Here is a 12,979-nt window from a genome sequence, read left to right on the forward strand (position 1 = left end):
CCTCACTTTCTATGCCGAAAATCCGGCACGTATTGCCCAATTTTCAGCGGCTTGATGATGTTCAACGTGTTCCCCTATCCTTTTCACGTTTCGCTTTTTCCTGTCGATCTCCTGCTTTTTTCATCTATTCTAAAAAAAGCACCCCTCTTAGGAGGAGTGCTTTCGTCCTGACATCTGATAAAGAGACAAGTCAAATTCCTGAAGTGACTCCATATACAGCGGCACAATTGGCTTTCCTTCTTGAAAAAATGCAAATTGAGAAGGTTGTAGTTTGATTGGCTGATGGTAAAACGCAAATATTTTCACTACCTCAGGGACAATTCGGCAAAAGGTATCATGCACAAATAAATAGACATCTTGTTTCCATTTAAACAGCCGTCTATTTGGCGGGCTGAATATAGGAGATACTTGAATGATCTTGCCATCCTTAAACGTCTCTAGCTGCTGTTTTGTGACCGTGTATATCTCCTTTTGATGAAACTGAAAATATTGCACATCACGTCTTGAAGCAAACCGTCTTTTTGTTTGATGTTCAATATAATAAAATGTCCTGCCGTTATCTGCTGTGACGACTGTATAATTTGGGACTGTCAGCGGCTCGTTCATTTCATATTTCATCGTACATAAGGAAGGAACACGAATCGCACGCCTGTTCTTTTCATTCACCCAGCGCTTGTCAATTAGATGAAGACATCCGTGAGCGATTTGATAATAAGCGCCATCTCTTTCAATCACAGTTCCGTCAATTAAGTCGTAGGGCATACTCGAAAACATATGATGGAATGATTGTGGCGTTTTATATGTGGTATCAAGTACTTCTTGTAATGGAAAGAACGCAGCAAAATGATTCAGTCTCATCCAAAACACAGAATCAGCATGATGCCAATGTTTTGGTTCGTCGGCCCAGTATTGTCCGTATTTTTCATGAATAAACGAAAGCAGCCGGCTTCTATGCATAACAGAGCAATGGTCGACTTGAAAGGATGCATGCTCCAACACTTGATCAGCTTCTCGAACGAAGCTCGCCGTTTCCACCAAATGCTGATTCACATGCACGACACGCTGCGAGGAATAGACGATATCTATGTGAGGCTTCGATTGAAAAACCTCGACCATTTTCTCTAAACGATCTTTTCTGTAGACTGTATCATCAGTTACATAACAAACCAGCTCACCTGTTATACGTGTTAATGCTTCATTAATTAGCGTTGCATAACGTACAGTCTTCAGCCGGTTTGCAGGATGAATTTGATGAGAATACAATTGAATGCGCTTATCCACTAAATAAGGCTGCATCTTTTGGATCGTTTCTTGTTCAGAGCCATCATCCATGATCAAAAGCTCCCAATGCTGATACGTTTGTTCTACCACACTCTTTAGCACACGTTCAATGAAATCAGGTTTGTTGTAGCTTGTTAATATCACTGATACTTTCATGACCATTATCCTTTTTTAAATAGATTAAAAAGCCCCCCAGCTGACAATGTTCACATAAGGAACACTTACTCTTAGCTGATTTGTCGCATTTTTAAAGACTGCTACTGAGTCAAACAATTGTACGACAACCACGTTTTGCAGCACATCTCCATTGACTAAATGAACACGCGGCAGCGGAATGCCGAGCTCAAGCCACGGGCGCAGCAATTCTTTAATCTCTGACGCACTCCCTTCCTCACTTTCCTCTAAAAGATGAAGAAGAAGTATAATCAACACAACTTCTAGTATTCCTTCTGTTTCTAGTAATTCTTCGTTCCAGCCATTTAATAGTTGTTCAAATCCCATTCAGATTCCCTCTTTCTTCTCGTTTGATCTTTACTAGAGTATGAGGATCACTTCATTTAGCATCAGCATTTGAAAACATTTTTCAAAAATGTGTGAAGTCATTAAATGAAAAAAAGAACAAGGAATGAGCATTCTGCTTATACCAAAAAAAGAGAACGGCATATACATAGTGGTGTGTTTGAATGGATGAAGAAAGGATGGGGAAAACATGAGCGAAAAGCGTGCCGAATTAAAAAAAGAGCTATTAAAGCTGTTTTTCAAACCGCTTAGTCATGCGTTAACAGTTAATCTCGAAGAAGGAGGAGTTCAAGTGGAAGAAAAATTGAACGATTTATTTAGTGAGGTGGCTGCTGAAGCATCACCTTCAAATTCTGCTACAACACTCGACGTATCTCAACCAGCAAGATGGATTTTCGCAAGACTTGCACCTGGAACAGTCATTAGCATTGTCATGGATTCAGGTGACTTAATCGGACCCGTTCAATTCGTATCATTCGATGCTTCAACAGGTGTTGTTTTCGTCACACAAGAAAGCTCTGTGACACCTACGGGCTCTGCAACGACTCTATTAGATGTAGATAAAGTAGAAAGTGTTACGTTCACATCTTAATGTGAGAGGGCCATCATGAAGCTTCTTTATATCAGCTCTGGCTACGGTGGAATCTATCGGATGTTCGATCAATGGATAGAAGATAGCTTCATTGATTCCCCCTTTTCATGCGTCAAAGTGGAAAGGGAAACTCTACCCGCTTATATGCACAAAATCCGGACATTCTCTCCGGATTTTGTTTTCATGATGATCGGTGATCATATTCCAACAGAACTGCTTCATCAATTCAAACAAGAAAAGATCCCCGTTGTACTGTGGATGACAGAAGACCCTTTTTATATAGATGTGTCAGCTGCATGCGTAAATGATGCACAGCTGATCTTAACGATTGACGAAGGTGCTTTGTCATTTTACAAACAACTAGGCGCTAATCACACGCACTACTTTCCCATTCCAACCAATACACACGTATTTCAGAAAAAAGAATCACCACATGAATCGTGCATTTATGACATTGCACTCATTGGCTACCCTTATCCAAACCGCATCAAAGCCATCGATACACTCTTACATCAAAACAAATGGCGCATTCTCGTAGCAGGAAAAGAGTGGCATCGCGTGTTGAATAAATCACGCAGACGATATCGTGATCTCACACTGATGACCCACTGGCTGAGTCCCGAGCAGATGGCAGACATCTATCAAACATCAGCCATTGTTCTGAATCCGCACAGGCCCGCGCAATTTGCCTATAATCAAAACAAAGCCAATGTTCAAAATATGAGTCTCAACAACAGAGCCTTTGATATCGCTGCAAGCGGAGGCTTTCAGTTGACAGATCTACAACCGTCACAGGCATTTTCAAGCTTCGCTTTTTACACACATGGAAACGATTTGATTGAGCAGGTCGAGCACTATGTAACAAACCCTCAGCAAAGACAATCGGTTGCAGAGAACAATTACGAGCAAGTCATTCGCTGGAACACATTTGATACGCTGCCATACAGACTTTATGAAATAGTCAAAAGCGCCCTATGACCGGGCGCTTTTTCTAATCGACATCATCTTATGCCGTTCCTTCTGCATCTTGTCGAGCCAATAAAATCTTCTCTGCCTTTTTCCGATCTTCCTCACTTTTCACAACAAGCGATTGCGCATGATCCATCATATATGCACCAACAGATCCTTCTAAAAAGGAATGAATGCATTCTTTTGCATATGGAACATGAAACGCATAGACAGCTCCATTTAAACGTCCATACGTATAAGGGTGCTTCTGAGTTGGTACAAAAAAATAATGATTGTCCTTATACAGGCTGGCTTCATTGGTGTCATGAAGTGTCCAAGTTTCATTTGGATTTTCTAACGCCTCTGTAAAAGAAGCCGCACAATCATATCCCCCCTCTACTAGAAGCTGCAAGCAGTTCTCAATATCTGCCGTCTGCCTTAGTGGTGATGCTGGATGCAAATACAAAACAATATCAAACGTCTTTCCCTCTCGTTCTAAATAAGCAAGTGCATGCTTCACAGCTACTAAAGAAGGTGTTTGTTCCGTCACATGTGTGCTTGGCAGTTCAATCACATTTGCTCCATAGTGGGACGAAATAATTTGAGTATTCACATCCTCTGAAGATACGATGACTTCATCTAATTCAATCATTTGTAATAATGGCTGAATAGTCCAATAGATCAGCGGCCGCTCCGCCAATACGCGAATGTGTTCAGCATGATGCCCCTGCTTGCTGCTAAAAGCTGGTATCATGGCTAAAATACGATTTCCCCTATACATGTATGATCTTCTCCCCTCGCGCAGCTCAGTATCAGTGAATACATTCTGAGAGCTGAACTGATCGCCGTACTGAAGTCTTCAGGTGCCTCGCTATTCTACTTAATCTTCTATCTCTACATATTCTATTAAGTCGTCAAGCAGATGGTTATAATTGGTTCACCTAATTTATGCATGAAGTGGTTCTTTTCCTCAAACGTCTTCCTCTCTTTCACATATGATGCAAAGTAGAGAAATGAGAGTTGGGGGATTAGATATGTCCAAACAAATAGAAACGAGTTTGAAGACCTTTTTTCGTGACAAAATCATCTTGGTCACAGGCGGTACGGGTTCGATTGGCCGGCAGATTGTGAAAAAATTAACAGCCTGCTCTCCTAAAAAGGTCATTGTCTTCAGTAAAGATGACAGTAAACAATACATGATGAAAAATGAATATGCGGCGCATCCAGAGGTTGTATTTGCACTTGGAGATGTGAGGGATGCAAGCCGCGTCAGGCAGCTTGTCAAAGGGGTAGATATCATCTTCCATGCAGCTGCACTCAAACAAGTACCCACCTGCGAAGATAATCCGTTTGAAGCTGTCCAAACCAACATCATCGGCGGACAGCATGTCATCGAAGCAGCACTTGAACATGAAGTCAGTCATGTTGTCAACATTTCAACCGACAAAGCGGTTTCTCCGACAAATGCCATGGGAGCTACAAAATTAATTTCAGAAAAATTGTTTTTTCAAGCGAATGAAAGTATTTCAAATCAGAAAACGAGGTTTTGCTCTGTCCGGTTTGGCAATGTGCTTGGATCAAGGGGTTCCGTCATCCCCATCATGCTTCAACAGTTGTTAAATGAACAACCTCTAACTGTAACTGATCCTAAGATGACACGCTTTTTTATGTCTATCGAAGAAGCTGTATCTCTCACGCTTGAAGCAGCTATCATGATGAAAGGCGGCGAAACGTTTATTCTCAAGATGGAGTCATTACAGCTGGCTGATCTATTGAAAGCATTTCATGAATATGCCGGTCAGATGAACGTTCCTTCTCCTGATATTCTCGTTGTCGGCAAAAGACCTGGAGAAAAACTTCACGAGGAGCTCACATTCCCTCACGAGGCAGATGCACTGTTTGAACATGAACAATTTTACGCCATTTTACCAAGACCACATCTTCACCCTCATTTTCAAAAAGTCCATTTGACCCATTACACATCGAACGAAGCACCGCTCATTACAAAAGAGAAACTGTTTCACATCATTGAACAATTACATCATACCCACCATAAAAAATAAAAAAATCGTCACACGGAAGCAGCTGACTTCCATGTGACGATTTTTTAAATCAATTATTGAAAGATGTGTTTCAAATGACCATAGCCTTCTTTTTCAAGATCATCCTTCGGGATAAACTTTAAAGCGGCAGAATTAATACAATACCTTAGACCGTTTGGCCCTGGGCCGTCAGGAAATACATGACCAAGGTGAGAGTCGGCCGTCTTGCTGCGAACTTCAGTCCGCACCATGCCATGGCTCGTATCTACTTTCTCTTCTACCTCTTGATCTTCAATCGGTTTTGTAAAACTTGGCCAGCCGCAATGGGCATCAAATTTATCTAAAGAAGAAAACAATGGTTTGCCTGAAATGATATCTACATAAATGCCCTCTTCCTTATGGTCCCAAAATTCATTTTGAAATGGCGGCTCAGTTCCATTATTTTGCGTCACTTCGTACTGCATTTGGTTTAATTCTTTGATGCGCTGCTCTTTTTCGTTAGCCATTATTTATCACTCCAATGAGATTGAATAAAACCTGCTCTGCCCGAACCGACATGGTATCGTTCGTAGTGCATTTTGTTCTTTTTATAATAATGCTGATGATATTCCTCAGCAGGATAAAAAGGACTAGCCTCTAAAATTTCTGTCACGATTGGCTTTTGGAAAATTCCACTTTGGCTCAGCTGCTCTTTTGATGTTTCTGCAAGTTGCCTCTGTTTTTCATTGTGGACATAAATCCCTGTACGGTAGGACTCTCCTCTATCACCAAATTGTCCTCCATCATCTGTTGGGTCTATTTGCTGCCAATATAGTTCTAATAGCTTCTCATACGGAAAAACGTCTGGATCAAAGGTAATTTGAACGGCTTCTCTATGGCCTGTCGTATTTGTACATACTTCCTCATAGGTTGGATTCACTGTATGTCCGCCAGTATACCCTGATTCAACTTTGATAATGCCTGGCTGTTCATCAAAAGGTTTAACCATACACCAGAAACAGCCTCCAGCAAATGTGGCTAATTCTTGTTTTTCAGACATATTAGTGCCCCCTTCATTTAAAAAATGGTATCATCATATTATAACATGATAAAAAATAATGAAAATGATACGACTTGTATACCTAAAAACAAAAGAAAGCTTTCTGTCGTATCTTAAAATATAATGGGGGTTTAATGATTGGAACAAAGAAAACAAATGATGTATGAAATGGATACTTTACTGAGAACCGTATTTAAGCAAATACGTTATGAAATTAACAGCCTGCTTGAAAACGAATTATCTCGGAATGAATTTCTCATTTTAAATCTGCTGCGTGAACAAGGCGCAAAAAAAGTAACGGAATTCGCCTCAATTCTCGGTGTATCAGCAAGCCATATTACAGCTGTAACCGACACACTTGTAGAAAAAGGCTGGATCACTCGTATCCGTTCAAAAGAGGATCGACGCATCATCAAAATCCACTTAACCGATAAGGGTAAGGAAATTACTGAGCATTTTGAGAAAAAGAAAACAGAATACTTCATGGAACGATTTGAATCATTTGATGATGAAGAACTGAAAACGATGATCAAATTATTTAAAAAGCTGGATAAAAGTCAAAAAGATTAAGCATAGATTTTAGCGTGGAGGACATGCTACGGATAAAAAGGTGGAATGAACCATGACAAGTCCATATCTGTGTCCGAACTGCAAAACCAACAGAACGCGTTTTAATCTCATCGAGCAGCATTCAGAACCTGTGAAACTTGATCCAGCAACTGGAGCTATTGTCGAAACATATGAAGGAGATCAGCTTTCTCCTTTTCACATGAACTATCAAGGACCGAAAATCAAAGTCCAGTGCGGCGTTTGCGGATTAATTGAGGATGAAAAAACGTTCATTAAGTTGGCTGAATATCATCAATATTCATCTCCTTCTTAATACGAGAGCCTGACACTTTTTGTCAGGCTTTTTTCTATGTTTCTTTTGCCTATACAGATCGTCCCTTTCTTGCATACGCTACAAAAAACACATTGCAGAGAAAGAAGGGATAAAGACGTGCAGCAGCTCTACGAGATGAATCAATTTCTATATCGTCCATTAGCTACCTTTCCCCCATACCATCCGAGAAACACCATTTCCAAAGCTGTTATTCGATTATTTCACGCTGCACCGGATTTAAGTGAGCTTGCTGTATTTGTAAATCAACAGCCAATCCAAAAAAAGCTACCATACGGTCAGCTGTCTGCTTATATGGAATGGGATGAGGGTGTTTATGAGATAGAAGTATTCAAGCTGGCTACAAAAGAAAAAATTCTTTCTTCTCGTATGTTGATTAATGGAAACGAGACTTACACGCTATGTATCACAGGAGCTCGTACCGGCTTTGCGTTGCTCACAGAAAAGCAAGACTCGCTGATTAAGCAAGATGAGCTATCAGCACTCACGTTTATCCAGCTGTCACCAGACCTCCCTTTCATTGATATATATGAACGAGATCAAGGCATGTTATCAAAGGAGCTCGGATATGTGAACGGCACCCAAACCCACCACTTCTCTCCGAATAAGTATCACTTTGAATTAAAAGCTGCCGGTACTCAAAGTGTACTGCTAGATATTCCGAAAGTTCACCTGCAAACAAAGCGGGCCTATCTTATTTTACTTCATGGATTTGCCAACGGAGAGCCAGAGCTAATGGCAAAAGTCGTCTTGTCTCACCAAATGTAAAAAGAGCCTTTCCAAATGGAAAAGGCTCTTTACGAGACATCTTCAGCTTTTTCTTGTTTTTGAAAATCAAAAGCAAGAATCATGGTACCTAAAAATAATGCACAATAGGCGATATTTAAGTAAAACTGGTCGATATTTTCTGCTTTTAAATGAGAGGCAGCTGTCATGCCAAAGTATGCAGCAAATAAGAGCGACAGTAAACTAAAATATTGATAGACTCGCTTCATCGTTTCACTCCTGACTTACACGTTCTATTGCTTTGGATGATAATATGAGAATTCAATTTCATCATTCTCAAGATCAATTTTGTTCGCTTTGACATACATATCATTCGTCAGCGGCATTTCTGAAAGGCGCACTTCCACCGTTTTTTGGTCTGGTTTCACATGAACGAAATCAGGCAGTTCATAGAATTGACCCATGTAGCTTAAAACAAAACTGATTGGGATGCTTAATTGCCCAATTGAAAAGTCATCTACTTTCAGCAGAACATCCCCGTTATCTTCAACAGTTGGTGTAAATGATACATTTGCATTAATCGTTGAAGAAAAAGCTTTGATTGCACCTGTTACTTTCACATCTTGGTCAATCGCAACATGAAAATCGGGCATATCGCTTGATCCTTGGTTTTTCAAATAATCATTGACAAAGCTGGTGAGCGATTCTTTTGAACTAGAAATGTTAAAAGCATACTCGCTGTTCACTTCTTTTTTCGGAGCGGATTGATCGCTCGGCAGCAGCATAAAAATACCGCATACAAGAACAATCAATAGATTAATTGACAGTAAAATAAAAAATAAACTCTTCCATTTTTTCATCTTTTCACCCTATTCCTTCGGCAGTCCTTCTTTTTTCACTTCTGAGAATAAACGATTTGCCATAAGAGAGTACCCCTTTTGGTTTGGGTGGAAATCATCATCTGCCAGTAATTTTTCATCTTGATCATCTTCAAATAAATCTGCTACATCGATCATATCAGCATTGCCGTCTTTTTTTAGTTCTTTTTCGGCAGCAGCATTCCAGTCTTTGACGACCTCATCAATATCTCTCAGCTCAGACAAGCTGAACTTAAAAGGATTGTACATACTGACATACATGATTTTTGCATGGTCATTATGCTCTCTTAATTGAGCAAGAATGGTCTTAAAACGCTCTTCAAAAGGACCTTGCTCTTTTTGAAAAGGAGCAAATGTCAAGTTGAGCACATTTTGACGGACGACATGCATTAAGTCATTTCCGCCGATCGTAAAGAAAATATAATCAGCGTCTTTCAATCCATCCTGCACTTTTTTTTCTTTTAATCTTTTTAATAAATCTACCGTTCTACTGCCTTTAATGGCATAGTTTTTTAATGTAACAGACTGTACACCGTCCACCGCTTCTATCTTGTCACGGGTGATGCCGGCATACCCTTTTTTATTTTGATCTCCGATTCCTTCTGTTAAGGAATCTCCAACCGCTGCGATCGTAATATGTTCTTTTACGTTTTGTGTGTCTTCTAGTTTATCCTTTATGCCAGCCTCTTGCGCGGAACATGCAGAAAGAACAAAAGCTAGAGACATCACAATCAAAATCAAACGAGCCTTCAAACGATGATGTCCCTCCTTTTTCTGATTAAAAAAGTGTATCATGTTTTCACTCATTTGAACATCCTTATGCTAGCTTCGATTCAGTGTTTTGATGTCCTTGATGATTTCATCATATGGCGTATTTTGAACACCATCATAGTTTTTCATCACTTTTCCTTCTTGATCAACGAGGAAAAACAGAGATTGATGTATCACTTGGTCTTCGTCTTCAGGTTTTTTCACAATCGTCTTAAAGCTTTTCATTGCAAATTTTTCAATCGCTGACTGCGAGTAACCAGTGAGAAAATCCCAATTTTTAAAGGATAATGGATATGCTTTTGCAAATTCCTTTAGCTTTTTCGGTGAATCCACCTCTGGATCGACGCTAAATGAAATGATGTGCGCATCCAATTTTTCTTCTTTTAACCGTTTTTGTAGCTCTGTCATATGTGCGGTCATCGGCGGGCAAATCGTTTCACAGCTTGTGAAAATAAAATCTGCCACCCAGACTTTCCCCTTTAAATCGTCGAGCGACACCTTTTGACCATCCTGGTTTTGATACTCAAACGGCTGGATTTGATAATTTAATGCATCCTTGATTTGTCCATTTGAACATGAGACTAAAAGAAGCACGCTTATAATCGTAAGCGCACCAAATAAGGCTCCCCTTTTTGTATACATGACCATTACATCCCCTTTTCAATCAATCGGTATAAAAAGTAAAGCCTATAGCGCCCTTACCAGTATGACAGGAAATAATCGGTGTTGTATAAGCGATGTCAACTAGTGCATCAGGTGTATGATCAAGCAGTGCTGCTTTAAGCTTTTCTGCAAGTTCTAATGCGTCTGCATGTGCAATCCCAATGGCCTGAACGGTTTTCCCTTTCACCGCCTGTACATACTGTTTTGTCAAATAGCGGACAAGAGCGGAGTAACTTCTCACATTCGCTTCTGGTGTGTATATGCCGTCTGTTAAGCTGGCAATTGGTTTAATATGAAGAAGTGAACCGATCAGCGCCTTTCCTCTTCCAATTCGTCCACCTTTCACGAGATTTTCTAATGTATCGATTGTGACAAATAGCTTTGTTTTAAGACGAATTTTGTCCATTTCTTTGAGGATGTCATCACGGCTTGCCCCTTTTTTTGCAAGCTCTGCTGCTTTGGTGACTTGAAACCCTAAACCATAGGAAATAAAATTCGAATCGATGACAGTGATATTTCCGTCTACCATTTTAGAAGCGCTTTCAGCAGTTTGAACCGTACCACTCATCCCACCAGTTAAATGGATACTAATGACTTCGCTTCCATCTGCCGTCAGTTTTTCATATAATTCGACGAATTGACCGATCGCAGGTTGAGACGTTTTCGGCAGTACCTCAGCGGCCTCCATTTTTTCAATAAATTCATCTGGCTGTATGTTCACTCGGTCAATATAATCAACCCCAGAAATGGAGATATTGAGCGGAATGACATGAATGGAAAGATCATTGATTTTTTCTTGCGGAAGGTCCACAGTTGAATCTGTTACAATTTTAATTTGTTTCACTATCGTCTCATCCTTGCTGTCTTAGTCTTTACATATGATATTACCTTATTTCGTGCATACTTGAAAACAACTGTCAGAACGTTTTTGAAATTGTCACATTTTCTTCTTTTCATGTAAAAAATCCTTGCCAAGATGGGTAGCCGCTATTTAAAAATGGCCGCTCACTCTCTTTGGCAAAGATTCCAATTTACGCATTGTGTTTTAGTGTAGGCTCTTGGTAGATCTGTTCATATGTGCTCCACTTGACGTTACGTTTCACATCCTCCCTGAAAGAGTACACATGCCTCTTTCCCTTAGATACATAGACTTTTTTCAAGAAAGCTTCAAGTCTAAAGGTGAGCATGAAACCATAGGATTCATCTCCCTTTAAAACAGGGACTTCTGTTACCTTGATCTGAGCTCCATCCATCCGTCTAAAACATATTGTTTTGAGCAGCACAAACGATCAATCCTCTTTTCCAATTATCTGTTAAGCCTAAATAAATAGGTGGAATAAATCTTGATCTTTATTCACTTCAACATAGTGGAAGCCTTTTTTATTCATTCGGTCAATCAGCGCTGCATAGTCATCTCTTTCTTTCAATTCGATCCCAACAAGCGCTGGTCCTTTGCTTCGGTTATTCTTTTTCGTATATTCAAAGCGTGAGATATCATCATTTGGCCCTAACACTTCATCTAAAAATTCCCTGAGAGCACCTGCTCTTTGCGGAAAATTAACGATGAAATAATGCTGGAGTCCTTCATAAATCATGGAGCGTTCCTTGATTTCTTGCATTCGGCCAATGTCATTATTGCCTCCACTGACAATACAAACGACATTTTTCCCTTTAATCTCCTCACGATGTGCATCTAAAGCTGCGATCGGTAAAGCACCCGCTGGCTCAGCTACAATGGCACATTGATTATACAGCTCTAAAATGGTTGTACATACTTTTCCTTCTGGTACAAGACTAATCTTATCGACAACAGACTGAAGCGATGTAAACGTCTTTTCGCCAATCCGCTGAACCGCTGCTCCATCTACAAACTTATCTATTGAATCAAGTGTGACAACCTCTCCTTTCTCGTGGGAAGCATGAAGTGAGGCAGCACCAAGTGGCTCGACTGCAATAATTTCTGTTTCTGGTGCGATATTTTTCATATACGTGCCAACGCCAGATAACAAACCTCCGCCCCCAACACTTGCAAATAAAAAGTGAGGCTCCACTTCGATATCATTTAATATTTCTACAGCAGTTGTTCCTTGTCCTGCCATGACATCTAAATCATCAAATGGATGGATAAATTCCCGCTTTTCCTTATCTCCGCATTTGACTGCTTCATGATACGAATCATCAAAGGTATCTCCGGTTAAGATAATGTCAACATATTCTTTTCCGAAAAGCTCCACTTGAGATACTTTTTGCCTTGGTGTGGTAGCAGGCATAAAAATTTTCCCGTGGATACCTAAATATTTGCAAGAATAGGCAACGCCTTGTGCGTGATTTCCTGCACTGGCACAAACAATGCCGTTTTCTAGTTTTTCTTTTGGCAACTGGCTCATTTTATTAAAAGCGCCTCTTAATTTAAAAGAACGAACAACCTGCAGGTCCTCTCTTTTTAAGTAGACATTACATTCATATCGTTCAGAAAGTCGCTCATTTTTTTGAAGTGGTGTATGAATCACTACATCCTTCAAATTTTGATGGGCTTTTAAGATGTCTTTCACTTGAATTAGCGTGTTTTCTTTGAGCAACGGTTTCATGTACAAGATCCTTTCTCTTTAACCTTATTTA

18 protein-coding genes are annotated in these 12,979 nt (G+C 40.0%); 6 read left to right on the forward strand and 12 right to left on the reverse strand.

The genetic code is table 11. The features are described 5' to 3' along the window. Nucleotides 1-147: 147 nt before the first annotated feature. Nucleotides 148-1,443, reverse strand: a complete 1,296-nt coding sequence (locus LCD34_RS00455) for a glycosyltransferase family 2 protein (protein WP_318010711.1) — start codon at nucleotides 1,441-1,443, stop codon at nucleotides 148-150. An 18-nt stretch (nucleotides 1,444-1,461) separates the two neighbouring features. Continuing rightward, a complete protein-coding gene (cgeC, locus tag LCD34_RS00460) occupies nucleotides 1,462-1,782 on the reverse strand; it encodes a spore maturation protein CgeC (RefSeq protein ID WP_224558397.1) in 321 nt (106 codons plus the stop codon). A 208-nt stretch (nucleotides 1,783-1,990) separates the two neighbouring features. On the opposite strand from cgeC, the gene LCD34_RS00465 reads away from it, so the two are divergent. Both LCD34_RS00465 and LCD34_RS00470 read left to right on the forward strand, forming a co-directional pair. After that, nucleotides 1,991-2,392: a hypothetical protein gene (locus LCD34_RS00465; protein ID WP_224558398.1), complete on the forward strand. Its 402-nt coding sequence runs from the start codon at nucleotides 1,991-1,993 to the stop codon at nucleotides 2,390-2,392. A 183-nt stretch (nucleotides 2,393-2,575) separates the two neighbouring features. Further along, nucleotides 2,576-3,370, forward strand: a complete 795-nt coding sequence (locus LCD34_RS00470) for a DUF3880 domain-containing protein (protein WP_224558399.1) — start codon at nucleotides 2,576-2,578, stop codon at nucleotides 3,368-3,370. 28 nt (nucleotides 3,371-3,398) lie between these two features. Here LCD34_RS00470 and LCD34_RS00475 read toward each other — a convergent pair whose 3' ends face one another. Then, nucleotides 3,399-4,121 (reverse strand): cytidylyltransferase domain-containing protein, encoded by a 723-nt coding sequence (locus tag LCD34_RS00475; RefSeq protein ID WP_224558400.1) that lies wholly within the window; start codon nucleotides 4,119-4,121, stop codon nucleotides 3,399-3,401. A gap of 253 nt (nucleotides 4,122-4,374) precedes the next feature. Between LCD34_RS00475 and LCD34_RS00480 the strand changes: the two genes are divergently transcribed. After that, the gene (locus tag LCD34_RS00480; protein ID WP_224558401.1) at nucleotides 4,375-5,403 is read left to right on the forward strand and encodes an SDR family NAD(P)-dependent oxidoreductase; all 1,029 of its coding nucleotides are present in this window, start codon (nucleotides 4,375-4,377) and stop codon (nucleotides 5,401-5,403) included. 53 nt (nucleotides 5,404-5,456) lie between these two features. Here LCD34_RS00480 and msrB read toward each other — a convergent pair whose 3' ends face one another. Then, on the reverse strand, nucleotides 5,457-5,888 hold the full coding sequence (msrB, locus tag LCD34_RS00485; RefSeq protein ID WP_224558402.1) for a peptide-methionine (R)-S-oxide reductase MsrB: 432 nt from the start codon (nucleotides 5,886-5,888) through the stop codon (nucleotides 5,457-5,459). Further along, nucleotides 5,888-6,421: a peptide-methionine (S)-S-oxide reductase MsrA gene (gene msrA / locus LCD34_RS00490; protein ID WP_035391726.1), complete on the reverse strand. Its 534-nt coding sequence runs from the start codon at nucleotides 6,419-6,421 to the stop codon at nucleotides 5,888-5,890. Before msrA ends, msrB begins: the two co-directional genes overlap by 1 nt. Nucleotides 6,422-6,559: 138 nt before the next feature. On the opposite strand from msrA, the gene LCD34_RS00495 reads away from it, so the two are divergent. The 3 genes from LCD34_RS00495 to LCD34_RS00505 all read left to right on the forward strand — a co-directional run bounded on the left by LCD34_RS00495 (nucleotide 6,560) and on the right by LCD34_RS00505 (nucleotide 8,090). Beyond that, nucleotides 6,560-6,991, forward strand: a complete 432-nt coding sequence (locus LCD34_RS00495; protein WP_007500780.1) for a MarR family transcriptional regulator — start codon at nucleotides 6,560-6,562, stop codon at nucleotides 6,989-6,991. Between the two features lie 52 nt (nucleotides 6,992-7,043). Beyond that, nucleotides 7,044-7,304, forward strand: a complete 261-nt coding sequence (locus LCD34_RS00500) for a hypothetical protein (RefSeq protein WP_008346413.1) — start codon at nucleotides 7,044-7,046, stop codon at nucleotides 7,302-7,304. Nucleotides 7,305-7,421: 117 nt separating this feature from the next. After that, nucleotides 7,422-8,090, forward strand: a complete 669-nt coding sequence (locus LCD34_RS00505) for a DUF4397 domain-containing protein (RefSeq protein WP_224558403.1) — start codon at nucleotides 7,422-7,424, stop codon at nucleotides 8,088-8,090. Nucleotides 8,091-8,119: 29 nt separating this feature from the next. Here LCD34_RS00505 and ypmT read toward each other — a convergent pair whose 3' ends face one another. From ypmT to ilvA, 7 genes are all read right to left on the reverse strand, one after another. Further along, on the reverse strand, nucleotides 8,120-8,317 hold the full coding sequence (gene ypmT, locus LCD34_RS00510; protein WP_008346409.1) for a protein YpmT: 198 nt from the start codon (nucleotides 8,315-8,317) through the stop codon (nucleotides 8,120-8,122). A gap of 24 nt (nucleotides 8,318-8,341) precedes the next feature. Then, entirely contained in the window at nucleotides 8,342-8,908 is a 567-nt protein-coding gene (locus tag LCD34_RS00515; RefSeq protein WP_224558404.1) for a YpmS family protein, read from the reverse strand. A 9-nt stretch (nucleotides 8,909-8,917) separates the two neighbouring features. Beyond that, nucleotides 8,918-9,679 (reverse strand): SGNH/GDSL hydrolase family protein, encoded by a 762-nt coding sequence (locus LCD34_RS00520; RefSeq protein ID WP_025207511.1) that lies wholly within the window; start codon nucleotides 9,677-9,679, stop codon nucleotides 8,918-8,920. Between the two features lie 69 nt (nucleotides 9,680-9,748). Beyond that, on the reverse strand, nucleotides 9,749-10,339 hold the full coding sequence (locus tag LCD34_RS00525) for a cytochrome c oxidase assembly protein (protein ID WP_007500791.1): 591 nt from the start codon (nucleotides 10,337-10,339) through the stop codon (nucleotides 9,749-9,751). Nucleotides 10,340-10,361: 22 nt separating this feature from the next. Further along, nucleotides 10,362-11,204 (reverse strand): DegV family protein, encoded by an 843-nt coding sequence (locus tag LCD34_RS00530; protein WP_081114628.1) that lies wholly within the window; start codon nucleotides 11,202-11,204, stop codon nucleotides 10,362-10,364. 187 nt (nucleotides 11,205-11,391) lie between these two features. Further along, nucleotides 11,392-11,643: a YpmP family protein gene (locus LCD34_RS00535; RefSeq protein WP_008346400.1), complete on the reverse strand. Its 252-nt coding sequence runs from the start codon at nucleotides 11,641-11,643 to the stop codon at nucleotides 11,392-11,394. Between the two features lie 36 nt (nucleotides 11,644-11,679). Then, nucleotides 11,680-12,948 carry a threonine ammonia-lyase IlvA gene (gene ilvA, locus LCD34_RS00540; protein WP_008346398.1) on the reverse strand — a complete coding sequence of 423 codons (1,269 nt, stop codon included), beginning with the start codon at nucleotides 12,946-12,948 and terminating at the stop codon, nucleotides 11,680-11,682. Between the last annotated feature and the right edge of the window lie 31 nt (nucleotides 12,949-12,979).

The organism is Bacillus sp. RAR_M1_44 (assembly GCF_020165935.1).
Taxonomy (GTDB): domain Bacteria; phylum Bacillota; class Bacilli; order Bacillales; family Bacillaceae; genus Bacillus; species Bacillus altitudinis.

Excerpts from the sequence above, each read along its gene's own strand:
- LCD34_RS00455 (WP_318010711.1), bottom strand. The coding sequence starts at position 1,443 with ATGGTCATGAAAGTATCAGTGATATTAACAAGCTACAACAAACCTGAT.
- cgeC (WP_224558397.1), bottom strand. The coding sequence starts at position 1,782 with ATGGGATTTGAACAACTATTAAATGGCTGGAACGAAGAATTACTAGAA.
- LCD34_RS00465 (WP_224558398.1), top strand. The coding sequence starts at position 1,991 with ATGAGCGAAAAGCGTGCCGAATTAAAAAAAGAGCTATTAAAGCTGTTT.
- LCD34_RS00470 (WP_224558399.1), top strand. The coding sequence starts at position 2,576 with ATGATGATCGGTGATCATATTCCAACAGAACTGCTTCATCAATTCAAA.
- LCD34_RS00475 (WP_224558400.1), bottom strand. The coding sequence starts at position 4,121 with ATGTATAGGGGAAATCGTATTTTAGCCATGATACCAGCTTTTAGCAGC.
- LCD34_RS00480 (WP_224558401.1), top strand. The coding sequence starts at position 4,375 with ATGTCCAAACAAATAGAAACGAGTTTGAAGACCTTTTTTCGTGACAAA.
- msrB (WP_224558402.1), bottom strand. The coding sequence starts at position 5,888 with ATGGCTAACGAAAAAGAGCAGCGCATCAAAGAATTAAACCAAATGCAG.
- msrA (WP_035391726.1), bottom strand. The coding sequence starts at position 6,421 with ATGTCTGAAAAACAAGAATTAGCCACATTTGCTGGAGGCTGTTTCTGG.
- LCD34_RS00500 (WP_008346413.1), top strand. The coding sequence starts at position 7,044 with ATGACAAGTCCATATCTGTGTCCGAACTGCAAAACCAACAGAACGCGT.
- ypmT (WP_008346409.1), bottom strand. The coding sequence starts at position 8,317 with ATGAAGCGAGTCTATCAATATTTTAGTTTACTGTCGCTCTTATTTGCT.
- LCD34_RS00515 (WP_224558404.1), bottom strand. The coding sequence starts at position 8,908 with ATGAAAAAATGGAAGAGTTTATTTTTTATTTTACTGTCAATTAATCTA.
- LCD34_RS00525 (WP_007500791.1), bottom strand. The coding sequence starts at position 10,339 with ATGTATACAAAAAGGGGAGCCTTATTTGGTGCGCTTACGATTATAAGC.
- ilvA (WP_008346398.1), bottom strand. The coding sequence starts at position 12,948 with ATGAAACCGTTGCTCAAAGAAAACACGCTAATTCAAGTGAAAGACATC.